18 protein-coding genes are annotated in these 25,677 nt (G+C 66.8%); 8 read left to right on the top strand and 10 right to left on the bottom strand.

What is annotated here, in order from left to right; translation table 11 throughout:
• Positions 1-84: 84 nt before the first annotated feature.
• The gene (locus IB256_RS08055) at positions 85-3,108 is read right to left on the bottom strand and encodes an autotransporter outer membrane beta-barrel domain-containing protein (protein WP_192402033.1); all 3,024 of its coding nucleotides are present in this window, start codon (positions 3,106-3,108) and stop codon (positions 85-87) included.
• Positions 3,109-3,295: 187 nt separating this feature from the next.
• On the opposite strand from IB256_RS08055, the gene IB256_RS08050 reads away from it, so the two are divergent.
• Positions 3,296-5,077, top strand: coding sequence for a response regulator (locus IB256_RS08050; RefSeq protein WP_192402031.1), 1,782 nt, complete (start codon positions 3,296-3,298; stop codon positions 5,075-5,077).
• Between the two features lie 11 nt (positions 5,078-5,088).
• Here the strand turns inward: IB256_RS08050 and IB256_RS08045 are convergent, their stop codons facing one another.
• Positions 5,089-6,177 carry a glycerophosphodiester phosphodiesterase gene (locus IB256_RS08045; RefSeq protein ID WP_192295787.1) on the bottom strand — a complete coding sequence of 363 codons (1,089 nt, stop codon included), beginning with the start codon at positions 6,175-6,177 and terminating at the stop codon, positions 5,089-5,091.
• A gap of 417 nt (positions 6,178-6,594) precedes the next feature.
• Between IB256_RS08045 and IB256_RS08040 the strand changes: the two genes are divergently transcribed.
• Positions 6,595-6,993 (top strand): hypothetical protein, encoded by a 399-nt coding sequence (locus IB256_RS08040; RefSeq protein WP_192402029.1) that lies wholly within the window; start codon positions 6,595-6,597, stop codon positions 6,991-6,993.
• Between the two features lie 53 nt (positions 6,994-7,046).
• Here IB256_RS08040 and katG read toward each other — a convergent pair whose 3' ends face one another.
• From katG to IB256_RS08010, 6 genes are all read right to left on the bottom strand, one after another.
• Entirely contained in the window at positions 7,047-9,239 is a 2,193-nt protein-coding gene (katG, locus tag IB256_RS08035; protein ID WP_192295789.1) for a catalase/peroxidase HPI, read from the bottom strand.
• Between the two features lie 307 nt (positions 9,240-9,546).
• The gene (locus tag IB256_RS08030) at positions 9,547-11,400 is read right to left on the bottom strand and encodes an amidohydrolase (protein WP_192402027.1); all 1,854 of its coding nucleotides are present in this window, start codon (positions 11,398-11,400) and stop codon (positions 9,547-9,549) included.
• A gap of 11 nt (positions 11,401-11,411) precedes the next feature.
• Positions 11,412-12,230 (bottom strand): alpha/beta fold hydrolase, encoded by an 819-nt coding sequence (locus IB256_RS08025; protein WP_192295791.1) that lies wholly within the window; start codon positions 12,228-12,230, stop codon positions 11,412-11,414.
• 83 nt (positions 12,231-12,313) lie between these two features.
• A complete protein-coding gene (locus IB256_RS08020) occupies positions 12,314-12,883 on the bottom strand; it encodes an antibiotic biosynthesis monooxygenase (protein WP_138216777.1) in 570 nt (189 codons plus the stop codon).
• A gap of 139 nt (positions 12,884-13,022) precedes the next feature.
• Entirely contained in the window at positions 13,023-14,402 is a 1,380-nt protein-coding gene (locus IB256_RS08015) for an ATP-binding protein (RefSeq protein WP_192402026.1), read from the bottom strand.
• Between the two features lie 204 nt (positions 14,403-14,606).
• On the bottom strand, positions 14,607-15,563 hold the full coding sequence (locus IB256_RS08010; protein WP_167523198.1) for a GlxA family transcriptional regulator: 957 nt from the start codon (positions 15,561-15,563) through the stop codon (positions 14,607-14,609).
• Between the two features lie 348 nt (positions 15,564-15,911).
• Here IB256_RS08010 and IB256_RS08005 point away from each other — a divergent pair, with 348 nt between their 5' ends.
• Genes IB256_RS08005 through IB256_RS07995 form a run of 3 tightly spaced genes read left to right on the top strand, consistent with a single transcriptional unit; the run spans position 15,912 to position 18,306 of the window.
• A complete protein-coding gene (locus tag IB256_RS08005; RefSeq protein WP_151187302.1) occupies positions 15,912-16,568 on the top strand; it encodes a hydrolase in 657 nt (218 codons plus the stop codon).
• A 59-nt stretch (positions 16,569-16,627) separates the two neighbouring features.
• Positions 16,628-17,044 carry a DoxX family protein gene (locus IB256_RS08000; RefSeq protein ID WP_081520540.1) on the top strand — a complete coding sequence of 139 codons (417 nt, stop codon included), beginning with the start codon at positions 16,628-16,630 and terminating at the stop codon, positions 17,042-17,044.
• Positions 17,041-18,306, top strand: a complete 1,266-nt coding sequence (locus IB256_RS07995; RefSeq protein WP_192295793.1) for an OprD family porin — start codon at positions 17,041-17,043, stop codon at positions 18,304-18,306. Before IB256_RS08000 ends, IB256_RS07995 begins: the two co-directional genes overlap by 4 nt.
• A gap of 1 nt (position 18,307) precedes the next feature.
• Here IB256_RS07995 and IB256_RS07990 read toward each other — a convergent pair whose 3' ends face one another.
• Positions 18,308-19,516, bottom strand: coding sequence for a YbfB/YjiJ family MFS transporter (locus tag IB256_RS07990; RefSeq protein ID WP_192295794.1), 1,209 nt, complete (start codon positions 19,514-19,516; stop codon positions 18,308-18,310).
• Between the two features lie 134 nt (positions 19,517-19,650).
• Here IB256_RS07990 and IB256_RS07985 point away from each other — a divergent pair, with 134 nt between their 5' ends.
• A complete protein-coding gene (locus IB256_RS07985) occupies positions 19,651-20,523 on the top strand; it encodes a LysR family transcriptional regulator (RefSeq protein ID WP_192402426.1) in 873 nt (290 codons plus the stop codon).
• Positions 20,524-20,856: 333 nt separating this feature from the next.
• Here the strand turns inward: IB256_RS07985 and IB256_RS07980 are convergent, their stop codons facing one another.
• Positions 20,857-21,768, bottom strand: coding sequence for a LysR family transcriptional regulator (locus tag IB256_RS07980; protein ID WP_192295795.1), 912 nt, complete (start codon positions 21,766-21,768; stop codon positions 20,857-20,859).
• A gap of 214 nt (positions 21,769-21,982) precedes the next feature.
• Between IB256_RS07980 and IB256_RS07975 the strand changes: the two genes are divergently transcribed.
• Both IB256_RS07975 and IB256_RS07970 read left to right on the top strand, forming a co-directional pair.
• Positions 21,983-22,546 carry an AraC family transcriptional regulator gene (locus tag IB256_RS07975; RefSeq protein ID WP_192295796.1) on the top strand — a complete coding sequence of 188 codons (564 nt, stop codon included), beginning with the start codon at positions 21,983-21,985 and terminating at the stop codon, positions 22,544-22,546.
• 189 nt (positions 22,547-22,735) lie between these two features.
• Positions 22,736-25,462 (top strand): cation-transporting P-type ATPase, encoded by a 2,727-nt coding sequence (locus tag IB256_RS07970; protein ID WP_192402024.1) that lies wholly within the window; start codon positions 22,736-22,738, stop codon positions 25,460-25,462.
• Positions 25,463-25,677 lie beyond the last annotated feature (215 nt).

Raw genomic sequence — 25,677 nt, 5'->3', positions numbered from 1 at the left:
CCGCGGTTGCGGTTCGCCGTGGAATGTCGGTGAGGTTGGGGAATGGTCGGGAGGACGTCACCGCCCTCCCCGCTGTCAGGCCGCCTACCAGAGGTAGCGGTAGCCCAGGGTCACTGCCCAGGGCTGTTCGAGGTGGTCGCCCTTGGCGTAGTCCACTTCAAGCGAGACCTTCTGCTGGCGGCTGACCTGCAGGGCGGCGCCGGCGCCCAGTTCGCCGCGCGAGCCGGGCAGCTGGTTGGTCAGTTTTTCGCCGTTGACGCGCACTTGGGTGTTGCCGGCCAGTTCGTCGATGTACGACGCGACGGCATAAGCCTGCAGGCGCATATCGCGGTCCAGCTGGATTTCCTTGCCGCCGCGCAGGCCCACGCGCCCCTGCAGCGAGTCGGTGTCGCTGGCGCGCACCTTGAGGCCATCGCTGCTGGTGTAGCGCGGGCCTTCGAAGTGTGTGGCGCTGAGTTGCACCTGCGGCTCGACGAACCACTGGTCCTGCAGGTCGATATGCTTGCCGCCCTCGACGCTGGCGCCCCAGGCATCTGCCTTGTAGTCGCCTTTCACCGGCTGCCCGAGGTTGGTCGGCACCTTCACGTCGCCGTCCATGTGGCTGTACTTGATGACATTGTCGAGGTACCAGCCGTCGTCCCGCAGGTAGGTGGCGTAGGCGCCGACGCTGGTGCTGTCGATATGCCCGCGACTGTTTTCGGTGAAACGGATGCGCGACTCGCTGGCGCCGACCATGGCACCTACGTACAGCCGCGCGCCGTCGAGGTGGATCGCCTTGTCGGCGCCGATCTCGACACCGTCGAGGTTCTGCTCGTACGCACGGCTGTAGTGCTCGCCCAGGCGCAGGCGCTTGCCGATGCCACGAACCCAGACGCCGCCCTCGTCCTGGCTCAGGCGCAGCTCGCCGAGGCGCTGTACCAGGGTGCCCAGTTCGGCGTAGTACAGGCTGGCCGCGGCGCTCTGCATGCCGAGCGCCACGTTGGAGCCCTTGGAGATCACGTCGGGCTGGCTGACGCCGCCGCCATTGCCGCCCCCGGTGCTGCCTTCGCTGCCGCCCTGGTTGCCCTCCTCGCTGCCACCGGAGCCGCCAGGGTTCTGCGGATCGGGGTCGGGGTCGGGGGTGGACGTCCCGGGCTCGCCACCGTCACCGGGGCCGGTGGAGGGCTGATCCGGTTCCTCCGGATCGGTCGGCTCGCCCGGGTCGACCACATTCTTGCCGGCCGCGACCAGGTACCAGTCGTTGCCTTGTTGTTCGAGGGTGTAGCGGTAGGCGCCAGCGTCCACGTGTTCGCCATAGAGGCCGAAAGTGCCGGGGCTGCCCTGGGTGCCGACCACCCGCAGCTGGTCGCCGCCCGCGTCCTTGCCGCTGTCGGCGACGACCAGGGTGTGCTCACCGTAAGCCTGCCCGCCCACCAGAATCAGGTCGCCCTGCAGGCTGGACAGATCAGTGTGCATGTCGAAGGTGCCGGAGCCGGTCAGGTCGCCGCTCACGAACAGGGTGTGGTAGCCATTGGCGCCGAAGGAGACGCGGGCGTTGTCCAGGTCGAGCCGGCGCAGGCTGGAGTCGGCGTTCAGTTGCCAGTGTGCGTTGCCAAGGTTCAGGTCCAGGGTGCCCAGCTCGCCGTCCTGCAGCCGGGTGTCACCGTGCAGATCGCTGCGTTGGCTGGTCAGCGTCAGCGCGCCATTGCCGGCCACGTCCGCCAGCAGGCCGCTGTCACCTACGTCCAGGCTCGAATCGGTAAGGGTGGAGTCCACGCTGGCGCCTTCGGCGATCGCGTAGCCGATGCCGTTGCCAGAGCGCAGCTGGCTGCCGCTGGCGTTGAAGGTGCCGACGCTGCCGACCTGCGCGCTGAGCAGCGCCGCATCGCTGGCCACCTCGCTGTCGGTCATCTCCAGTTGCGCCGAGCCATAGGGCTGCTCGCCCTGGCTGAAGAGGATCGCCGAGCCATTGCGCGCATCCACCTGGCTATCGCTGACGTCGATGCTCCCGCCATTGTCCAGATGCAGCGCCGCGCCCTGGCTGCCACTGCTGGACAGCTGGCTGGCGTCGACGCCGATGCTGCCCGAAGCTGCCGCATGCACCGCTGCGGAACCTGCACCAGTGGCATCCAGGCGGCTGCCGGCCACCGTGATGGTGCCGCCCTCGGCCGTCCACGCGCCGTCAGCGTTGGCGCCGCTGGTCTGCACATGACTACCGTCGTTCAGGTCGATATGGGTGCCCTGGCGCGTATAGAGCCCATGGCTGCCCTCGCCTTCGGTGGTGACCTGGCTGGCGCGTACGGCCACGGTGCCGCTGGCGTTGTTGACGATCACGCCGATGCTGCCGGCGCCGTGGGTGAGGATACTGGAACCTGCGATGACATTGTCCGCGCCATTGCTGGAGACGTGCACGCCATGACTGTCTTGCCCGGAGGTTTCCAGGGTGGCTCCGCTGATCTGCAGCGCGGCACCGTTGTTGGCCTGGATAGCGGTGCTGCCGTTGCCTCGGGTGGAGACCTGGCTATCGCTCAGCACCAGGCTGCCGTTGTTGTCCAGCAGCACCCCGGCGCTCTGATCGCCCAGCGTGCTCAGGTTGCTGTCACGGACCCAGGCGCCACCGTTGTTGTGCGCATGCACCGCTGCAGCATTGTCGCCATCCGTGGCGACGCTGCTCCCACTCAACTCGAACTGGCCGTTGCTCTGGGCATCCAGGCCCGCCGCGCCACCACCCTGGGTGTGCACCTGCGAGTCGAGGATGCGAACCGTGCCGCCGTTGGTCTGCACACCGAAACTACCGGCGCTGTCGACTTCCAGGTGGAGCAACTGATCCTGGCTGCCGCTCCACAGGTAAAACAGCAGGCCGCCGCCATTGCCGGTGTTGTGCACCCAGCCGCCGTCCATGCTGAAGACCATGTCGTTGACCGTGACGGCGGACTGCCCGGCGTTCACATCGATATGGGCATCATTGAGTTCGCTGGTGTTGTTTTCCCACGGCGAAAAGACCTGCGGCGTGTCGAAGTCGTCGGCTTCCGCCGGCAGCCCCGCCAGTGCGGTGATCACGGCCGCCAGCAGCGTGGGGAGGAATGGCGGCGCATGCCGGGCCGCCGGTTGCGTAGTGCGGGTGTTCATCTGGTTGCCCTCCAGAATCCATGTCCGGCCGGCGCGTGAGCCGGTCTCTGGGGGCAATTTTTCGCGGAGCCAGGCTCCACGAAGATGGGAAAGCATTTAGCGTTAAGTAGGAAACTTCCTACACAAATCCTGCAGACCTACAGAAAATGACCTAGCGTTGAACGGGACTTCGATTAAGGGCATTGCCATGGGCCAGGTGCTGATCGCCGACGGACATCCCGTCACCCGCCATGCCGTGCGCATGCTGCTGGAAAGCGAGGGGCACGCTATCGTCGGCGAGGCCGAGGACGGCCTGGAAGCCTTGCGCCTGGGCCTGGAGCAGCTGGCCGACCTGCTGATCCTGGACATCGACCTTTCGCGCCTGAACGGCCTCGACGTCATGGCGCGGCTCAGGGCGCACGGGGTGAACCTGCCGGTGCTGGCGTTCAGCGCACAGGACTCGGAGCACATCGTCGGGCGCTTCCTGCAGGGTGGCGCCTCCGGCTTCGTCAGCAAGCACGACGACCTGCGCGAGCTGAGCCTGGCGGTGGCAATGCTGCTGCGCGGGCGCAGCTACTTCCCCATGCGCCTGCTGGGCAACGTCAACCTGCCAGAAGTACGCAGTGGCGAGCGCGAGCGGGTTGCCAGCCTGTCCAACCGCGAGCTGTCGGTGCTGTACTTCCTCGCCAGCGGGCGCAACAACCACCAGATTGCCCACGAACTGACCATCAGCGAGAAAACCGTCAGCACCTACCGCACGCGCCTGCAGCACAAGCTCAACCTGCGCAGCCTGCCCGAGCTGATCGACTTTGCCCGGCGCAACGCACTCGTCGCCGCGCCCCAGGCCGAGCCCGCACCGGCGGCGCCGGAGAACGATGAGCTGGTGATGCTGCGCAGCCTGGTCGACGGCCTTCCCGATGCCCTCTACGTGCGCGACACCGGCGGCCGCCTGGTTCACGCCAACCTGGCCTTCCTGCGTCTGTACGACGTGCAACTGGGCGACGTACTGGGAACCCGCGCCATGGACGTGGACTGGTACGCGCCGGCACAGGCGGAATTGCTGCACCAGTACTTCCTCCAGGCGGTGGCGACCGAGCAGCCCTTCGCCCGCGACATCGAACTGCGCATCCATGGTCACCGGCGGGTGCTGCACCACTGGGGCAAGCCCTACCGCGACGCCAGCGGGCGGCTGCTCGGCATGATCTGCGGCAGCGCCGACATCACCGGCCGCCAGGACCGCCTGCGCGCCATCGAGGCGGACAAGCTGCAGGCGGAACTGGGCAACCGGCAGAAGCTCAATTTCCTGGTGCGCGCGAGCAACGAGTTCAGCCTGCCCCTGGGCGCCATGCACGGCATGCTGGAGGTGGTCCTGCAGCGTGCGACGCTGGCAGCGGCGGACCGCGAGGCGCTGGAGTGGATCGACAGCACCAGCTGCGGCCTGCTCAAGCTCACCGCCGATCTGCGCCAGGTCGCGCGCCTGGAGAGTGGCGAGGAGCGACCGCAGACAGTGCCCCTCCGGCTGGACGAACTGCTGTGCGAAGCCATCGATGCCGCAACCCCTTCGGCACACGGCAAGGGCCTGGCGCTGGAATTGCACGTAGCGCCCGAGCTGGGCTGCACCCTGCTGGGCGACCCCGCCCTGCTGCGGGGAGTACTCGAATACCTGCTGGCCTACCTGATCCGGGAGACCGCTGCCGGCCCGCTGCGCATCAGCCTGCACGGACAGGTCGAGGAGTCCCGTGTGGCGGTTCGGCTGAACGCCGCCGGCCCTGGCACGCCGGAGCAGGATCCACTGGCGCTCTACTCGCTGGAGGAACTGGCTGCCGACGCTGCGCGGCAACTGCTGCAGGATGCCCCGGTCGGGCTGATCGTCGCCAAGCGCCTGGTCAACCTGCTGCTGGGCGAACTGGTCCTGGCCAGCCCTCCGGGCCAGGGCCCGTCGGTCAGCGTACACCTGACCCTGCCGCTGGCCCCGACTACGGCAGCCTGATTGAAGTCGGCTCAGTAGCCCACCGACTTCAGTACCTCGTCCACGTCGAGGCTCGGCGGCCGGCCGAGGAACATCAGCAGCTGGTCGGTACGGTTGGTGAAGAAGCCGTCCACGCCAGCCTTGGTGAGCTTATCGAAGTCCACCGAGTCGTCGACGGTGTAGGCATGCACGAACAGGCCACGCTCGTGGGCGGCCTGGTTCATCCACGGCTGCACCAGGTCCATGTAACTCTGGTCGCCACGGGCGGTCAGGGTCGCCGAAGGACCCGTGCCCAGCGCGCCATGGGCCTTGGCCCAGTCCAGCCAGGCAAAGAACTCTTCCCTGGACTTCACCTCCTGCCGGGCATAGAAGTCCGCTTTGATCTTCTCGCCGGACTGGGCAAAAGTCGTCGGGCTCTTCGCCGCCATGTAGCCGTCACCGGTCCACAGCAGCAGGATCTTGGGCACCTTCGGCATGCTCTTGTGCAGCAGCTCGAGGCTGCTCTTCTCGAAGGTCTGCAGGACGATCTTGCCTTGCGGTTCGCCCTGCGCATCGAGCCAGCCACGGTTCTCCAGGGTTTTGCGCAGGTCTTCCTCGATGCCGGGGAACTGCCCCGGCGCCTTGGTTTCCAGGTACAGGCCGGGGGTTTCAGCGCCACCTTCGGCGATGTCGATCAGCTCATCCAGGGTGAGGATGCGCAGCCCCGCGTACTTGGAGCGGGCGCGCTCGGGATAGGTGGCGTTGAACCAGCTGCCGGCGTCCAGGCGCTTGAGTTCGGCCAGGGTGAACTTGCTCACCGGGTCTTTCTCGCGGCCGGGAAAGACCTTGGCAATGTTGGTGGTGCGCTCCAGGGTGTCGTCATGCACCGCCACCAGCACGCCGTCGCTGGTGCGCTGCAGGTCCGCTTCCAGGTAGTCCGCGCCCAGGTCACGGGCGGCGAGATAGGCCGGCGCGGTTTCCTCCGGCGCATCGTGGGAAGCGCCGCGGTGGGCGATCACCGTCGGCCAGGGAACGCCGGCGGCCTCGCTGAGGGCGCGGCCGGGTGAGTCCTCGGCGCTGGCGGTGAAACTGGAGGCGGCCAGTACGATGGTGCCCAGTAAAGCGATGATGCGACGGCGCATGTGCGAAACCCCTTCGATGGGTTACGAAAAAGCGGATCAGTCTGGCGCTGGAGCATGAACCTTGTGCGATCGGTGCCAAGGGAACTGTATCGGGCCACGAGCGTAGGACTCTGGTCGCCTGGCGTAATTCCGTCCGTTTTACCGTGACCGTTTGGCAGCGTAGGCGAACTACTTTATAAAAGCGCTCGCCATCAAACTGCCACGACGAGCCTCATGCTAACGACCAAAACAGGGAACATCTGCGCGCTCGCTTGCGCACTTGCAGGATGCAGTGTCAGCAGTGAGCCCAACGGTGGCCCCCACCGGCTCATTGATGATCACGCTGCCGACTTGGCTCATCTGTCCACTCCGCTACAGCTGTCGGTACCGCAACCCGACCACAGGCCACCACCAGTGCCGTACCGGGAACCAGAGCCAATGCACCTGGCACGTCAGGCACTCAATCCCTATGATGTGGCGTTTCCGAAGCCGAATTTCCCCCGCGAAGCGCTGCTACGCCACGTCCAGGGTGAGGTGCAGGCTTACTATGCCTACGAGCCACGCTCCGGAGTCGTGCTCGGCGTATTGGCCGAATCCAGCTACCCCGCCTTCGCCCTGGCCGTATCACAGCAAGGACTGCAGGCCTATGTCGCCTCCAGCCTCGAATTCCCTGCCGATCCCTCTCCTTATCGAGTGGTGCTCAAGCGCTACTTCTTCGTCACTGATGCCTCGAACTACAAATCCACTGCAATCGCGACCAAAGCAGAAGACGAAATCTGGAGCAGAATGCTCCAATCTCCAGGCTCGCTACCTGCGACCAGACCCGAAACTCAATGAAAAAGCCCGCGGACGATCGCTCGCCCGCGGGCCCTTTGCTTGCGTCTACCCGATCAGCGCGGCAGGTCGAAGCGGTCGAGGTTCATCACCTTGGTCCAGGCCTTGACGAAGTCATGGACGAACTTGCGTTCGCCGTCCGAGCAACCATAGACCTCCGACAGCGCCCGCAGCTGAGAGTTTGAACCCAGTAGCAGGTCGATGCGGCTGCCGGTCCACCGGGCTTCGCCGGTCTTGCGGTCGCGGCCTTCGAACTCGGTGTTGTCCGCCGAGGTCGGTTTCCACACGGTCCCCATGTCCAGCAGGTTGACGAAGAAGTCGTTGCTGAGGGTTCCGGGGCGCGCGGTGAACACGCCGTTCTGCGAGCCGCCGGTGTTGGCGCCCAGCACCCGCAGGCCGCCGATCAGCGCGGTGACTTCCGGTCCGGTCAGGGTCAGCAGCTGCGCCTTGTCGATCAGCAGCGCTTCGGCCGGCACGGCGAACTTCGCCTTCTGGAAGTTGCGGAAGGCGTCGGCCACCGGCTCCAGCATGCCCACCGAGTGCACGTCGGTCTGCTCCTGGCTGGCGTCCATGCGGCCCGGCGCGAACGGCACGCTGACCTGGTGGCCACCCTTGCGCGCGGCCTCTTCCACGCCGGCATCGCCGGCCAGGACGATCAGGTCGGCCAGGGAGATCTTCTTGCCGCCCGCGGCGGATGCGTTGAACTCGGCCTGGATTTCCTCCAGCACGCCGAGCACCCTGGCCAACTGCTCGGGCTGGTTCACCGGCCAGTCCTTCTGCGGCGCTAGGCGGATGCGTGCGCCGTTGGCGCCGCCTCGCTTGTCGGAGCCACGGAAGGTCGAGGCCGAGGCCCAGGCGGTGGAGACCAGCTCGGAAACCGACAGGCCCGAGGCCAGCACCTTGGCCTTGAGCGATGCGATGTCCTGCTCGTCCACCAGCGGGTGGTTGACCGCAGGGATCGGGTCCTGCCAGATCAGTTCCTCTTTTGGCACTTCCGGCCCCAGGTAGCGAGCCAGCGGGCCCATGTCGCGGTGGGTCAGCTTGAACCAGGCGCGGGCAAAGGCGTCGGCGAACGCGTCGGGATCTTCATAGAAGCGACGGGAAATCTTCTCGTAGATCGGGTCGACACGCAGCGAGATGTCGGTGGTGAGCATCGACGGCGCGCGGCGCTTGGACTTGTCGTGGGCATCGGGAATGCTGCCGGCACCCGCACCGTTCTTCGGCTGCCACTGGTGGGCGCCGGCCGGGCTCTTGGTCAGCTCCCATTCGTAGCCGAACAGGTTCCAGAAGAAGTTGTTGCTCCAGCGCGTTGGCGTGGACGTCCAGGTGACTTCCAGGCCGCTGGTGATGGCATCGCCACCGGAGCCGGTGCCGAAGGTGCTGACCCAGCCCAGGCCCTGGCTTTCCAGGCCGCCGGCTTCCGGGTCGGCGCCGACGTTATCCGCCGGACCTGCGCCGTGGGTCTTACCGAAGGTGTGGCCGCCGGCGATCAGGGCGACGGTTTCCTCGTCGTCCATGGCCATGCGCGCGAAGGTCTCGCGGATGTCGCGGGCAGCAGCCACCGGGTCGGGGTTGCCGTTGGGGCCTTCGGGGTTCACGTAGATCAGGCCCATCTGCACGGCAGCCAGGGGGTTCTCCAGGTCACGCTCGCCGGTGTAGCGCTTGTCGCCGCCCAGCCAGGTGGTCTCCTCGCCCCAGTACACGTCCATGTCCGGTTCCCAGACGTCCTCGCGGCCGCCGGCGAAGCCGAAGGTCTTGAAGCCCATGGACTCCAGGGCGACGTTGCCGGTGAGGACGATCAGGTCGGCCCAGGACAGCTTGGCGCCGTACTTCTGCTTGATCGGCCAGATCAGCCGGCGGGCCTTGTCCAGGCTGACGTTGTCCGGCCAACTGTTGAGCGGGGCGAAGCGCTGCTGGCCACGCCCGGCGCCGCCACGGCCATCGCCGATGCGGTAGGTGCCGGCGGCGTGCCAGGCCATGCGGATGAACAGCGGGCCGTAGTGGCCGAAGTCGGCCGGCCACCAGTCCTGGGAGTCGGTCATCACGGCGCGCAGGTCGGCCTTGACCGCTTCCAGGTCGAGGGTCTTGAAGGCCTCGGCGTAGTTGAAGTCCTCACCCATGGGGTTGGACTTGGAAGAATGCTGGTGCAGCAGGTCCAGCCGCAGTTGGTTCGGCCACCAGTCACGGTTCGATGTGCCACCACCGGCGGTCTGGTGGAAGGGGCAGCTACCTTTCTTTTCTTCACTCATTGCAGGCTCCTTGTGAGCGCCTGGCGTGGCGCTTCGTATACGCACAACCCATCAGAAGATAGATCAAACGGGACGGGCTGCTATTGCAGTTATTGATCGGCTCGAGCGGTAAAAGGCTATCGATGCGGGGATGGCGAAAAGCCGTGTTACAGAGGGGTGTGCCGGCAGGATTGGCGCGGGGAGGGTCGCGGGCATGGCCCGCTCCTGCAGTCCTGGCGTCGGCGCCCTCGCTTTTTCAGGAGCGGGCCACGCCCGCGAACCCGAAAAGGGATCGCTGACAAAGCCCGCTCCTGCGCTCAGGTCAACATCAGAACGCGAAGCACGAACAGCCGAAGGCGCCCCAGAACCCGGCGAAGTCACTCACCGGGACATCCCTGGTGCGCGCTCGCTCGTGGCTGTGGCCGTGTACACCGCAGGAGCCGATGCACTGGTGCACGGCCTGCTGCAGCGGCGCCTGCGGGCGCCAGTGGCCGGGAACCATGGCCACCGGGGACCATTCCGGCACCACCGGGATGCTCGGCGGGGCCAGCTTGTCGAATTCGCGGTCGCCGTGGACGATCTTGCCGCCCACCACGGTGAGCACCGACTCGATGGTCTTGATCGCCTCTTCCTCGACGCTGAAGAAGTCCTCCGAGAGCACCGCCAGGTCCGCCAGCTGGCCGGCCTTGAGCATGCCCTTCTTGCCCTGCTCGCTGGAGAACCAGGCACTGCCGTGGGTGAACAGCTGGATCGCCACCTCGCGGGTCAGGCCCTCCGGGTACAGGCTGAGGCCGCCCACGGTCTTGCCACTGACCATCCAGTACAGCGAGGTCCACGGGTTGTAGCTGGACACGCGGGTGGCGTCGGTGCCGGCGCCGACCGGCACGCCTTCGGCCAGCATGCGCTTGATCGGCGGCGTGGCCTCGGCGGCCTGCTTGCCGTAGCGGTCGACGAAGTACTCGCCCTGGAACGCCATGCGGTCCTGGATGGCGATACCGCCGCCCAGCGCCCTCACCCGCTCGATGTTCTTCGGCGTGATGGTCTCGGCGTGGTCGAAGAACCACGGCAGGCCGTTGAACGGGATATCCAGGTTGACCTTCTCGAACACGTCGAGCATGCGCGAGATGGACTCGTCATAGGTCGCGTGCAGGCGGAACGGCCAGCGCTGCTCGACGAGGTGGCGCACTACCGGCTCCAGTTCGGCTTCCATGGTGCCGGGCAGGTCGGGACGCGGTTCGAGGAAGTCCTCGAAGTCGGCGGCCGAGAACACCAGCATCTCGCCGGCGCCGTTGTGGCGCAGGAAGTCGGTGCCCTGGCCGTAGGTCACGCTGGAGGTCCAGTTCTTGAAGTCCGCCAGTTCTTCCTTGGGCTTCTGGGTGAACAGGTTGTAGGCAATGCGCACGGTGAGCTGGTCGGCGTCGGCCAGCTGCTGGATCACCTGGTAGTCGTCCGGGTAATTCTGGAAACCACCGCCGGCGTCGATCACGCTGGTCAGGCCGAGGCGGTTCAGCTCGCGCATGAACTGGCGGGTCGAGTTGACCTGGTACTCCAGCGGCAGCTTCGGGCCCTTGGCCAGGGTCGCGTAGAGAATCATCGCGTTGGGGCGGGCGATCAGCATGCCGGTGGGTTCGCCGTTGCTGTCGCGGACGATCTCGCCGCCGGGCGGGTTCGGCGTGTCCTTGGTGTAGCCGACGACTCGCAGCGCGGCGCGATTCAGCAGCGCGCGGTCGTACAGGTGCAGGACGAACACCGGGGTATCCGGCGCCGCCTTGTTCAGCTCCTCGATGGTCGGCAGGCGACGCTCGGCGAACTGGAATTCGTTCCAGCCACCGACCACCCGCACCCACTGCGGCGAGGGCGTGCGCTGGGCCTGCAGGCGCAGCATTTCCAGCGCGTCGGAGAGCGACGGCACGCCCTCCCAGCGCAGTTCGAGGTTGTAGTTCAGGCCACCACGGATCAGGTGCAGGTGCGAGTCGTTGAGGCCAGGGATGACGGTGCGGCGATTGAGGTCGACCAGCTGGGTCGCGGCGTCGCGGTAGGCCATCGCCTGAGCGTCGGTGCCGACGACCAGGAACTTGCCGTCGGCGATGGCCACGGCGGTGGCGTGGGGGCGTTCCGGGTCGACGGTGTGCAGCTTGCCGTTGAACAGGATCAGGTCTGCGTTGCGCTCTGCGTTGCTCATGCTCATGCCCCTCAGCGTTGCAGGAAGGCCAGCAGGTCTTCGTTGAGTTGCTGCGTGTGAGTGACGGCGAAGCCATGGGGAGCGCCGGCGTAGACCTTCAGTTCGGCGCCCTTGACCTGCTCGGCGGCCAGCTTGCCGGTGGTCTCGAACGGCACGATCTGGTCGTCGTCACCGTGGATCACCAGGGTCGGCACGTCGACCTTGGCCAGGTCGGCGCGGAAGTCGGTTTCCGAGAAGGCGCTGACGCAGTCCACGGTGCCCTTGAGCGACGCCAGCAGGGCGATGTTGAGGGTCTGGGTGAGCACGCCGTCGGAGACTTTCTGGCCGTGGTTGGTGCCGTAGAACGGCGCGGCGAAGTCGGCGATGAACTGCGCACGGTCCTGCAGCAGGCCGGCCTTGATGCCGTCGAACACGGCAGTGTCCACACCCTGCGGGAAGTCGGCGGATTGACCGAAGATCGGCGTGACGGCGCCCAGCAGCACCAGCCCGGCGACGCGGGAGGTGCCGTGGCGGCCGATGTAGCGGCTGACGTCGCCACCGCCCATGGAGAAACCGACCAGGGTGACGTCGCGCAGGTCCAAATGCTCGATCAGGCCGGCGATGTCATCGGCGAAGGTGTCGTAGTCGTAGCCGTTCCACGGCTGGCTGGAACGACCGAAACCGCGGCGGTCGAAGGCGATGGTGCGGTAGCCGCGGCTGCTCAGGTACTGCATCTGGTATTCCCACATGTCGCCGTCCAGCGGCCAGCCGTGGCTGAACAGCACGGGTTTGCCGCTGCCCCAGTCCTTGTAATAGATCTCGGTGCCGTCGCGGGTAACGAAAGTGCTCATGGAAACTCCTCTGCCTGCCATGCAGGACGATGTGGGTACGGGCGCCACGCGGGCGCCGCGGGAGGGGACGTCAAGGGAAAGGATCAATCGGCGTTGAGCCAGCCAGCGCAGCGACGGGTCACCCAGGGCATGATCAGGTAGACCACCGGAAGGACGATGCACAGGGTCACCAGCAGGTTGCTCGGCACCACCCCGGCCAGTACCGGGAAGCGCTCGAACGCAGGTCCCCAGAGTGGCGGGATGACCATGGTCAACGGGCTGATCACCAGGTAGGTGAGCAGCGCCTGCTTCCATTTCGGTGGCTGGCGCACGTTGCCGTGTTCGGGGGTGAACCAGAACTCGGCGTCGTTGTGGATCAGCGGGTGGTCGCCTTCTTCCAGCAGCGGCGAAACCTCGTCGATCAGCTCGGCGCGCTCGGCGGAGTCGATCCAGGCCTGCAGCTGCGCGGCGGCGGCGAAACGCACCACGGTGGTGTACATCGCGCCCTCGCCGTCCGGGCGGATCACGTTGACGCCCAGATGCCCCGGCTGCCGGCGCGCGGCCGACACCGTGCGGCGCAGCCAGGCCTCGTAGCTGGGCAGGGCTTCGCAACGCACCTTGTGGTGGACCACCAGCGTCACCACGCTGTTCAGATCGATGGTTTCGGCGCTCATGGGTGTTCCGGACTCATGATTGAGGTCCGGTCACTATGGCGGCGGCAACGGTCGTCCTATTGGACGCATGTGCTGGATCGGTGCCCCGGCGGATAACGCTGGCGCGTTATCCGCCCTACGCCCTGCAGCAGAAAGCGATTCAGGCGGCAGTGATGACCGGCTCGGGCAAGGTCACCTGGCGCAGGTAAGCACGCGCGGTATGGGGTACGCGGTAGCGCACCTCGCTCTCGCCCTGCTCCACCCACAGCAGCGACTTGTCAGCCAGCTGCCGCACCGCGGCGAAGGTGCACTCGCGGCACAGGTGATTACCGTCGAGCGAGGCCACGGCAGAGTCCAGGGTGAAGTCTTCGCCCAGCTGCGCCAACAGCCGCAGACAGCGCTGCTCGGCAACGTCCAGCAGCCCGTAGCTCCAGTCGTAGGTCGCCCGCAGGCTCTGCTGCCGCGCCGGCGCGGTGCGGCGGCCGGGCATCAGCAGTTGCATGGGGGTGTCCAGCAGCGCCGGCAGCCCGGCGAGGCCAAGGATGCCCACCTGCCGCGCAGCCATTTCGATGGCCAGGGGAATACCGTCCAGGCGCCGACAGATATCGATGATTGCGCGCACCTGGCCGGCCTTGAGTTCAAAGCGGTCGCAGACCTCCCGCGCGCGCATCACGAACAACTGCACCGCTGAACTGCACATGGCCAGCGCCAGCGGCGCATCGTCCTGCGCGGGCACCTCCAGCGGCGGCAGGCGCACCACGCGCTCCCCTTCCGCGCGCAGCGGCTCACGACTGGTGGCGAGGATGCTCAGTGCCGGGTGCAGGCGCAGCAGGTGCTCCACCGCCTCGGCGCAGCGGTCGGCCAGGTGCTCGCAGTTGTCCAGCAACAGAAGGGTCGGTTCATAGGCCGGCTCGCGCAGGAGAACGGCGAGACTCTGGCTGAGGGAGACACCGTCCGGGTCGGCGGACAGGTCGAGAAAGCGCACCTCTCTGAAATGCCTGCCGAGCTGCTCGGCGGCGTGGATCGCCAGGGAGGTCTTGCCCATGCCGCCGGGACCGACCAGGGTCATCAGGCGCGTGGCGGGCATCTGCTTCACCACCCGTTCGAGCAGCGCCTGGCGGCCGACCAGCCCCATCAGCAGGACCGGCAGGTTGCTGGCGCGCACTTCGCACGGCAGCGCTACTGCCTGCGCCGGAGCGACCACGCTTTCCACCACACCGACGAAGCCGTAGCCGCGCAACGGCACGTTGGCTATGTAGCGCTCACCTGTGCGGCCTTCGCCAAGGGCACGCCGCAGGGCGGCGATATGCACGCGCAGGTTGATCTCTTCGACCACAGTATCGCCCCAGACCTGGGCGATGATGGTGTCCTTGCCGATGATCTCGCCGGGTTGGCGGATCAGCACCTGGAGAATGTCCAGCGCCCGGCTGCCGATGCGCACCGGACGATCCCCCTGCAGCAACTGGCGCTTGTAGGGGTGGAACTGGAAGCGACCGAACTGCAGGATGGTCTCGGTGCGGTTTTCCGTGCTTGCGCTCATGTCCTGCTCACATCTGCGGATCTGACGGATCGCTCTACAACGGGTCCTCCAGGCGATCTGGCCAGTACCGAGGTGACGCGCCCCTGATTATTGGTCAGGGTATTTTCCCGCCCTCGTGTGACAGCGCAATTCCCACGGGGGGAAGGATTCGGCCAACTTGGGTGCGCCGGACGGTCAACCGGCCGAAAATGCGGCGCACTGCCATCAGGCGAAGCCGAATTGCTCGCGGTACTGACTCGGCGTCATGCCGATCCGCTCGCCGAAAACCGTACGCATGTGCCGGGGGCTGCCGAAGCCGCTGCGGCTGGCCACCTGCTTGAGCGGCAGGTCGCTGCTTTCCAGCAGCTTGCGCGCGTGGTCGATGCGCGCGCTCTGCACGTACTGCATGGGCGTCATGCTCGTCTCGCGCTGGAAGGCGCGGGCGAAGTTGCGCGGGCTCATGGCCACCAGCTCGGCCAGGCGATTCACCGTCAGCGGCTCGTCGATGTGGTCCACCACGTGGGCCTGGGCGCGGGCGATCACCGAGCCATCGCGCACCACCGAGACCAGCAGCGGGCCGAACGGCGTCTGCCCGCCCTGGCGCTTGAGCACCACCAGCAGCACCTTGGCGACTTCCAGGGCAACGTCCTTGCCGTGGTCCTCGGCGACCACCGCCAACGCCATGTCGATGCCGGCGGTAACGCCGCCGGAGGTGATCAGGTTGCGGTCGATCACGTAGATGCGCTCGGCCTGCACCTCGGCGCGGGGATACAGCTGTGCCAGGCGGTCCAGGTAGTTCCAGTGGGTGGTGCAGCGGTAGCCGTCGAGCAGCCCGGCGGCGCCGAGCAGGAAGGCGCCGGTGCACACCGCGCCGTAGCGTTTCGCCGCGCGCGCCGCCGCCGGCAACCAGGCGTTGAGCGCCTCGTTGTTGCCGTTGTAGGCACCGGGCCCGCCGGGCACCAGCAGCAGGTCCACGCCGGCGAGCAGCGCTTCCAGCGGCAGGTCGGCGCTCATCTTCAGGCCGCTGGAGGCGCGCACGCCCTCGGGCTTCGCCGCCACCGTGAGCAAACGGTAATGCCGCTCCGGCGGCAGGTAGCGGTTGGCCATGGAGAACACCTCCATCGGCCCCGTCACATCCAGCGCCAGCACATCGTCGTACAGCACCATGGCCACTGTTTTCATTCTTCTACTCGCACGCAAACGGGGCTTGGCGGTCTCGCGTGCCCCGGTATAGGAAAAAACCACTGTACCCATTTGCCGCGCCGGCGAATCGCACGTTTGCATCATTCTGCGCCGCGCGGGCCGAGCACACAGGTCCAATAAATGCCGTGGCGGCGAAACCATAGTCTGCCCATCGAAGCGCCCCGGACACCCTTGCAGAACTGCAAAACCACCCTGCAAGGCTGTCTGTTCCGCGCCTCGCAGTGTTCGGCAAAGATGTGTCCACGGTTTGCAGCCAAGTCCTGCAGGCCGAAAAAACACTCCAGACGCCCACTTCCCACCCCACGCAATCCACCAGGAAATCCGACCATGACCGCCATCGCCAAAGCCGTTCCCGGCAAGACCCTGCTCAACCCCACCGACCACACCCTGATCATGATCGACCACCAGTCGCAGATGTCCTTCGCGACCAAGTCCATCGACGCGGTGACCCTGCGCAACAACGCGGCGCTGGTGTCCAAGGCGGCCAGGGAATTCGGCGTTTCCACCATCCTCACCACCGTTGCCGAAAAAAGTTTCTCCGGCCCGATCTTCGACGAGATCAAGTCGGTCTTCCCCGAACACAACGTCATCGACCGCACCAGCATGAACACCTGGGAAGACCCGCGCATCGCCGTGGAGGTAAACAAGTTCGGCAAGCAGAAGATCGTCCTGGCCGGCCTCTGGACTTCCGTGTGCATCGTCGGCCCGGCCCTGTCGGCCATCGACCAGGGCTTCGAGGTCTACGTGATCGCCGACGCCTGTGGCGACGTGTCCACCGAAGCCCACGAGATGGCCCTGCAACGAATGATCCAGCTGGGCGCGCGCCCCATGACCTCCCTGCAATACCTGCTGGAACTGCAACGCGACTGGGCCCGCGGCGAAACCTACGACGCGACCGTGAAGACCTCCATCGAGCACGGCGGCGCCTACGGCCTCGGCCTGATCTACGCCAAGACCATGTTCAACGCCAGCGAAGGCCACTGAGCCTGAGCAGCAGAAAGGGGCGGCATTGCCGCCCCTTTTTCATTTCCGGGATACCCACCATGCCGACCCAAGACCGTTCCGGCGCCCTGGCGCTGCTGTTCATGCGCGTAGCCGCCGCCCTCCTGCTGCTCCAGGTACACGGGCTGCCCAAGCTGCTGCACTGGCAGAACGAGCTGCAGCACATCGAAGACCCCTTCGGCCTCGGCGCCACGCCGACCCTGGCACTGGCGGTGTTCGCCGAAGTGCTCTGCCCGATCCTGCTGATCCTCGGCGTGTTCGCCCGCCTCGCCTGCCTGCCGGTAATCGCCGTGCTGCTGGTGGCACTGCTGTTCGTACACCCTCAATGGTCGCTGGAAGAAGGCCAGTTCGCCTGGTGGATGCTGATCCTCTTCGCCGGCCTGGCGATGGCCGGCCCTGGCAGCTATCGCCTCGCCCTGCCCCGCCTGGGTGAACTTCGGACGGAGCCCAGACCGTGAAAAACCTCCTGCTCCCCTGCGCACTGGCGCTTGCCTGCGTCCAGGCCCACGCCGCCGACTGGTCGCTGTTGTCACGCAACTATTTTCTCGACAACGACTACCGCAGCCCCGGTCCCAACGGCCAGAGCCTGCGCCGAGAATGGGCGCAGGGTTTCATCGGCAAGTTCAGCAGCGACGTCACACCCGGCACCGTCGGCCTGGGCGTCGATGCCCATGCCTTCCTCGGCCTGAAGCTCGACGGCGGGCACGGCCACGCCGGCACCGGCCTGTTACCACTGGACAGCCACGGCCGCAGCGAGAGCGAGTATTCCGACGCAGGCGCCGCGCTGCGCCTGGTGCATGAAAAGACTTCCCTCGCCTGGGGCGAGATGGAAGTGGAGACCCCGGTGTTCGACACCGGTGACAAGCGCCTGCAACCCGAGTACGCCACCGGCTGGTTCCTCGACGACCGCAGCCTGCCCAACCTGCGCCTGCAGGCCGGGCGCTTCACTGCCTTCAAGAATCAGGACTCCAGCTCCAGCCACGGCGAGTTCGAAGGCTACGGCGCCAGCACCCGCTTCGGCGGCCTGAGCCTGGCTGGCGCCACCTGGAGCGCGCCCGACACCAACTGGGGCGGCGCGCTCTACGCCAGCCAGCTGGACGACGTCTGGCGCCAGGCCTACGCCAACCTCAACGGCCACTTCGGTCGCTGGTCGGTGGACGCCAACCTGTACAAGACCGGCGATACCGGCAGCGCCCGCGCCGGCGAGATCGACACCCTGGCCTGGAGCCTGCAGGGCAAGGTCGCCCTGGGCAGCCATGCTCTGAGCCTCGCCTACCAGAAGATCGATGGCGATACGCCCTTCGACTTCGTCGGCGGCGACTCCATCTACCTCGCCAATTCGATCAAGTACGCCGACTTCAACGGCCCCGGCGAACACTCCTGGCAGGCGCGCTACCAGTGGGACGGCGCCAGCGCCGGTCTCGCCGGCCTGACCTTTTCCACGCGCTACGTGCGCGGCAGCGGCATCGACGGCACTCACGCCCCGTGCGGCGGCGCCTACAACCCCATGGAGGGCGGCGCCTGCCAGCCCGCCTATGGCGACGGCGGGCGCCACTGGGAGCGCGATCTCGACCTGCGCTACGTGGTCCAGTCCGGCCCGGCCAAGGACCTGGCGCTGAGCTTCGCGCAGGTCTCGCACCGCGCCAACGACGCCCAGGGTGGCGCGGATATCGACCGCATCTACGTGATCGTCGAGTACCCGCTCAAGGGTGTGTTCTGAGTCAGACGCTGGCCGGGGCGCCGGCTTCCGGCGCCGCCTTGAACAGCAGCGCTGTTTCCATCAGCAGGGCCAGCACGATGGCGCCCGCTGCCACCGCGAAGAGCAGCGCGTAATGGCCGTGGCTTGCACTGAACAGCGCCGAGTAGGCGTAGCCGGCGATGGCCTGGAAGCTGGCGAAGGACACCGTCGCGCGGCTCCAGGTGGCGTTCTGCGCGGCGTGACCGGGCACCAGCTGATGCACCCGCGCCAGCGCGAGCGGCACGATGCCCGGCGGGAACGAACCGATCACCACGCTCGCCACGCCCAGCAGGCGCAGGTCGCCGGTTTCCAGCAGCAGGCCGAGGGCAATGCATTGCGCCACCAGCACCAGGCGGATCGCCGCCCGCGCACCGAGATGGTCGGCGAGGAAGCCGTAGACCACCGGCCCGACGATGGCGCCGACACCATACAGCGTCCAGATCATCGCGCCGCCGTGGGTACCGGCGCCGAGGCCCCGGGCCACGTAGTCCACCAGGAACATCATCGGCGCCACGAGTGCCGCGGCCATCAGCGCGTACTGGGCGAACAACACGTAGATGCCCGCGGAGGCGCGCACGCCCTCAACGCTGTGCGTCTGGGGATGAGCCTGCTCCTGTGGCCAGCCGAACCAGCTGCTCAGGCTGAGCACCAGGGCCAACAAACCGAGGCCGAGCCAGGTCTGCACCAGCCCCAGCGCCAGCAACAGCGGCACCAGGGTGCCAGAGGCGGCGATGCCCAGGCCGATGCCGAGGAAGATCGCCCCACTCGCCAGCCCACGCCGATTGGCGGCCACGTGCGGGAGGATGGTGCTGGCGGCCAGCACCATGATCACCCCGCCGGAAATCCCCGAGACCAGCCGCCAGAAGAAGAACCACGCCTGGTTCAGCGGCCAGGCGCAGGCGAAGAACGACAGCGTCACCAGCAGCATCATGCCGCGCAGTACCGCCGTGCTCGACCAGCGCGCCGCCAGCGGGCGCCCGGCCAGCGCCCCGACGAGGTAGCCAGCGAGATTGGCGGCGCCCAGATAAACCACGGCGGAAGCCGAGAACCAGTGCGCCTCGATCAGCGCCGGGATCAGCGGCGTGTAGGCGAAACGCGCCAGGCCGATGCCGACCAGGCTGGCGCAGAGGCCCGCCCAGATCGGCAACCAGAGGGAGCCTCGGCTGGCGAGGCGGGAAGCATCGGTATTCATGACAACCCCTATCGCGCCGTCAGGGCGGCGCCGTTGAGTGGTGATGAGGGGATCATAAAGTCGCGCGAAGATGAAATAATGCAGCGAGTTTTCATCTCAGCACCGCATTTTTGCATCACGAGGATTTCGCCATGATGAACTGGGACGACGCGCGGGTGTTCCTCGCCCTGTGCCGCGAACAGACCCTGCGCGGCGCCGCCCGCGTGCTCGCGGTGGACCAGGCGACCGTGGGCCGGCGCCTGGCGTCGCTGGAACGTTCGCTGGAGGCGACGCTGTTCCTGCGCACCTCGGCCGGCTACAGCCTGACCGCCGCCGGCGAGATCGCCCTGGCGGCAGCGCAGGCCATGGAGTCGTCCGCTGCCGAGCTGCAACGGCGGATCCTCGGCATGGACGACCGCATGAGCGGCGAGGTGCGGGTCACCACCACCGACTCCTTCGCCGCCGATTTCATCATCCCCGCGGTCGCCGCCCTGCACCGCGAGGAACCGGGCATCGAAGTGCAACTGCAGACCTCCACGCAGATGCTCAACCTGAGCAAGCGCGAAGCCGACATCGCCGTGCGCACCCACCAGCCGGAAAACCCTGACCTGATCGTACGACGCCTGGCACGCTGGGGCAGCGGGCTGTTCGCCTCCGCGCAGTATGTCGAGCAACGCGGGGCTCCCGAACCGGGGAGCGCCTTCGCCGGGCACGACCTGGTGGTCTATCAGCCGTACATCGACGCGGGCAAGGAAGTATTTCTCGCCTGCGAGCCGATCATCCTCGGACGCATCGCCATGACCTGCACTTCCGGCTTCATGGTCCGCCGCGCCCTGGCCGCCGGCCTTGGCGTCGGGGAATTGCCGCTGCCGATGGGCGAGGCGGACGGACTGGTCCGCCTGTGGCCGGAGCGCCCGCCCCAGCCCTACGACGTGTGGCTGGTGACCCACAAGGACGTGCGCCATACCGCGCGGGTACGGGCGGTGATCGACGCCATCGCCCGGGCGTTCAGCGCCGTCGCGCCGTAGCGAGCAGCCATTGCAGGAGCGGGATATGCCCGGCACTGACGCACTCCGCTGGACGCGGACTTTGTCCGCGATCGCGGGCCTGGCCCGCACCTGCAAGGGTGCTCTGCTCAGTTCGCAGGGCGCACAACGCGCCAGCGTTGTCCGCCGCAGCTGAGCCGGCGGATAGCCTGTTCCAGGATATCCGCCCTGCGAGCTACAAGGGCGCCTGGTAAGTCTTCAGGAGAAACACACCGTAGGATGGCGTGGAGCGCAGCGATATCCATCAATCCCATGCACCAGCAGCATGGGTATCGCTCAGGCTCCACCCATCCTACAAAGGCCGAAACTCGGGCCTCAGGGCACCGGCGCGCTCATGTACTCGACCATCCGCTCGCGCAGCCAGCGCTCGGCCGGGTCGTTGTCGTGGGCGGCGCTCCAGACCAGCGAGAGCTCCGCGGGCTTGATCTCCAGCGGCGGGTCCTCGGCGCGCAGGCAGCTGTCTTCCACCAACGCGCAGGCGGCGTAGTCGGGAACGGTGGCGATCATCTCGGTGTTGCGCAGCAGCGCGCGCAGGCTGCCGAACTGCGGCACGGCCAGCACCACGCGACGGCGGCGGTCGATGCGCTCCAGGTCCAGGTCGATGGCGCCGTTCAGGTCGCCGGAGAAGGACACCATCACGTGCGGCCGTGCGCAGTATTCGTCGAGAGTCAGCGGGCCGGGGCGATCATCGCCACGCAGCACCTTCACGCCGATATCGCGCAGCTTGCGGCGCTTGGCGTTGGCCGGCAGGTCGGTGGTGTAGCTGACGCCGGCGGTGATTTCGCCAGAAGACAGCAGCGCCGGCATCAGCAGGAAATTGGCGCGGCGCACCACCACGGTGATGTTCGGCGCTTCCTGCTGCAGGCGTGCCAGCAGCGCGGGGAACAGGCCGAACTCGGCGTCGTCGGACAGGCCCAGACGGAAGATATTGCAGCTGCTCTCGGGTTCGAAGGTCTTGGCGCGGCTGACCGCGGCGGAGATCACGTCCATCGCCGGGCGCAGCTCCTCGAAGATGTGCAGCGCCCGGCTGGTGGGTTCCATGGCGCGGCCGGCGCGCACCAGCAGCGGGTCGTCGAACAGGTCGCGCAGGCGCGCCAGGGCGGCGCTGACGGTGGACTGGGTGATGAACAGCTTCTCGCCGACGCGGGTGAGGTTCCGCTCCAGCATCAGGGATTCGAAGATCACCAGCAGGTTCATGTCCAGGCGGCGCAGGTCGTTTCGGTTCATGGCTGGTCGCTCGGGGCTGTGGGAGTCGGCATCTTTGCACAAGACAAGGGTCGCGCCAGTCGATCATGAAACTGGGCTTTTTTCTTGGACGTGTGTGCTCATTCGCGTACCGTTTGGCTTAATCCGATTGAGCAACGGATCACCTTGATTTACCTTGAATTTTTTACATTCCGGAGCGGCATTCGGCCGCCATTAGAACGAGAAGAGAGACGCCATGCCCGCACCTGCCCACCAGGTAGCGACCATGCTCGCCCCCCAGACCCACCGCCTCGTCCGGCAGCTCATGGAGGAGCTGGAAAACCAGGGCGACGGCGTACAGCAAGCCAGCCAGCGCCTTTGCCAGCATCTGCTGGAACACTACCGGGTGCCCGAGCCCTGCAACGACGGGGCGGACACGGGTGAACGCCTCGCCCTCGCCCCCTGGCAGGAGCGCAAGGCCAAGGACATTCTCGCCGGCAGCCTGCTCAGCCGCCTGTACATCGCCGATGTCGCCGAGCAATGCGGCATGTCACGCAGCCATTTTTCCCGTGCCTTCAAGCAGGCCACCGGACTTGCGCCACGGGAATGGGCGCTGCGCCTGCGCATCGACCGCGCCCGCGAGTTGCTGGCCAGCGGCGATGCGCCGATCTCCCAGGTCGGCCAGGAATGCGGCTTCGCCGACCAGTCACACTTCTGCCGCAGCTTCCGCAAGCTGGTGGGCTGCACACCGAACCGCTGGCGGCAGGCCAGTCGGGTGGGTGGGACGGAGGAAATGGCGGCGGATTCTTCGCCGGGTTGATGCGCGGACCTTGTCCGCGATCGCGGGCATGGCCCGCTCCTACAGGTTTCCGAGCAATTCCTACGCCGTTCAGGAAGCGTTCAGCTAGGAATCGAAGAACTTTGAGGTATGACAGTTCCGGTGTAATTCCCGCGGTCTAGTCTGGGGGCAGTCCCACTTTCCCAACAGGCAGGAGCCGGGAGTCAGCGCATGACTGCACCGCAAACCACCGACGGCAAACCGCGAAACACCGAATCCAAAGGCACCGACTGGTACCGCAAGAGCGTCGACCAGACCCTGGCCGACCTGCAGACCAGCGCGCAAGGCCTTTCCCCCGACGAAGCCGAGGCGCGGCTGCTGCGCGTCGGCCCCAATGCCTTGCCGGCCAAGGAGGTCGACCCCCTCTGGCTGCGCTTCGCCCGGCACTTCAACGACGTGCTGATCTACATCCTTCTGGCTGCCGCCGTGGCCACCGCGCTGATGGGCCACTGGACCGACACTCTCGTCATCCTGCTGGTGGCAGTGATCAACGCGGGCATCGGCTTCTTCCAGGAGAACAAGGCGGAGAAGTCCCTCGCCGCCCTGCGCGGCATGCTCAGCAGCACCGCCCATGTGGTGCGCAACGGCAAGAAGATCGAGATGGACGCCGCCCAGCTGGTGCCCGGCGACATCGTCATCCTGCGCCCCGGCGACAAGATTCCCGCCGACGTGCGCCTGTTCGACGTGCACCACCTGCAGGTCGAGGAATCCATGCTCACGGGTGAATCCCTCACCGTGGGCAAGCACGCCGACGCGCTGGACAAGGAAGCGCTGCTGGCCGACCGCACCAACCTCGGCTTCTCCGGCACCAACGTCAGCGCCGGCAACGCCCGCGGCGTGGTGATCGAGACCGGGCCGGCCACCGAGCTTGGGCGCATCAACAAGCTGATCGCCAACGTCGACGAGGGCGAAACCCCGTTGCTGCGGCAGATCGCCGAACTGGGCAAGCGTATCTTCCAGCTCATCATCGGCATGATGGTGGTGCTGTTCGTCATCGGCTTCTTCTGGCACGACTACCCCTTCGGCGAACTGCTGCTGTCGCTGATCAGCCTGGCGGTGGCCTCGGTGCCCGAGGGCCTGCCGGCGATCGTCTCGATCATTCTGTCGCTGGGCGTGCAGCGCATGGCACAGAACAAGGCGATCATCCGCAAGCTGCCCACCGTGGAAACCCTGGGCGCCATGAGCGTGATCTGCTCGGACAAGACCGGCACCCTGACCATGAACGAGATGACCGTGAAGAGCGTGCTGCTCGCCAACGGTCGCTACGCGGTGGAGGGCCAGAGCTACGAGCCCAAGGGCCGCATCACCTTCGGCAGCACCAGCGATGAGCTGGACTGGTCGCAACACGCCGCGCTGGCCGACTTCATCCGCGCGGTGGACATCTGCAACGACAGCAGCCTGCAACTCAACGAGGAAGGACGCTGGGGCGTGGTCGGCGGCCCCACCGAGGGCGCGCTGAAGGTCCTGGCGCGCAAGGCGAACCTGCCGGAAATAGAGTTCCAGAAATTCGGCAAGATTCCCTTCGACTCCGCCTACAAGTACATGGCGCGGCGCTGCGACGTTGCCGGGCAGAGCCTGGTCTACCTCAAGGGCGCACCCGACGTGCTGCTGCGCATGTGCCAACAACAGCTCGGCGCCAACGGCGTGGAGCCGCTGGACCGCGAGTACTGGGAGCGCGAGATGAGCTTCATCGCCGGGCAAGGCCTGCGCATGCTCGCCGCCGCGTACAAGCCAGTGCAGCCCGATGACGGCGTGATCGACCACGAGGACGTGCGGGACGGCATGATCTTCCTCGGCGTCGCCGGCCTGCTCGACCCGCCGCGCCCAGAGGCCATCGAGGCCATCGCGCTGTGCAAGCGCGCCGGCATCCAGGTGAAGATGATCACCGGCGACCACCCGGATACCGCCGTGGCCATCGCCGGCATGCTCGGCATGGGCAACGACCTGCGAGCCATGACCGGCCAGGAGCTGGAGCAGGCCGATGACTCGCAACTGAAGGCCCTCGCCATGCAGTACTCGGTGTTCGCCCGCACCAGCCCCGAGCACAAGCTGCGCCTGGTGCGCGCGCTGCAGGCCAACGAGGAAGTGGTCGGCATGACCGGCGACGGGGTCAACGACGCCCCGGCGCTGAAACAGGCCGACGTCGGCATCGCCATGGGCATCAAGGGCACCGAGGTGACCAAGGAAGCCGCCGACATGGTGCTCACCGACGACAACTTCTCCACCATCGCCGGCGCCGTGCGCGAAGGCCGCCGGGTCTACGACAACCTGAAGAAGACCGTGCTGTTCATCCTGCCGACCAACATGGCCCAGGGCCTGCTGATCGTCATGGCGATCCTCGCCGGCGCGGTGATCCCGCTGGCGCCGCTGCAGATCCTCTGGATGAACATGGCGACCTCCACCACCCTGTCCTTCGCCCTGGCCTTCGAGCCTGGCGAGCCGGGAATGATGCGCCGGCCGCCGCGCAACGCGAAGGAGTCGATCCTCAACGGCTTCGCGGTCTGGCGGGTGCTCTACGTGGGCGGCCTGCTGACCGCTGCGGCCTTCCTGCTGGAAGCCTGGATGGTCAGCAACGGCCAGGATACCGACCACATCCGCACCATGATCCTGCACACCCTGGTCACGGCGCAGTGGGCCTACCTGTTCAACTGCCGCCTGCAGGAGGAGTTCTCGCTGAACACGGCGCTGCTGCGCAACGGCGCGCTGCTCACCGTGACCCTGGCCCTGATCCTGCTGCAGTGCTTCGTGATCTACGTGCCCTTCATGCAGACCGCCTTCCACACCGTCGCCCTGCCCTTCAGCGGCTGGCTGATTTCGCTGGGTATCGGTATCGCGGTGTTCTTCGCGGTGGAACTGGAGAAGCTGGTGATCCGTCGCTGGAAGGCTTCGCGGCGGTAATCCGGAGGGTGCACAACGTCGAACGTTGTGCACCCGATTCCCCATGAGACGTAGGAGCGGACTCCGTCCGCGATGGTTTCGCCCGGCTCCCGGTTCGATCGGAGTGGCGGTGAGTCGATCGCGGACGGAGTCCGCTCCTACGTAGGAATGAAACGTCATGCACCCTGTAGGAGCGGGCCATGCCCGCGAACGGCGGACAAGGTCCGCCGCCAGTC

Source organism: Pseudomonas sp. PDM17 (assembly GCF_014851985.1).
In the GTDB taxonomy this organism is placed as follows: domain Bacteria; phylum Pseudomonadota; class Gammaproteobacteria; order Pseudomonadales; family Pseudomonadaceae; genus Pseudomonas.
Note: the sequence above shows the minus strand (reverse complement) of the source record. Positions and strands in the feature narration are given on the sequence as shown.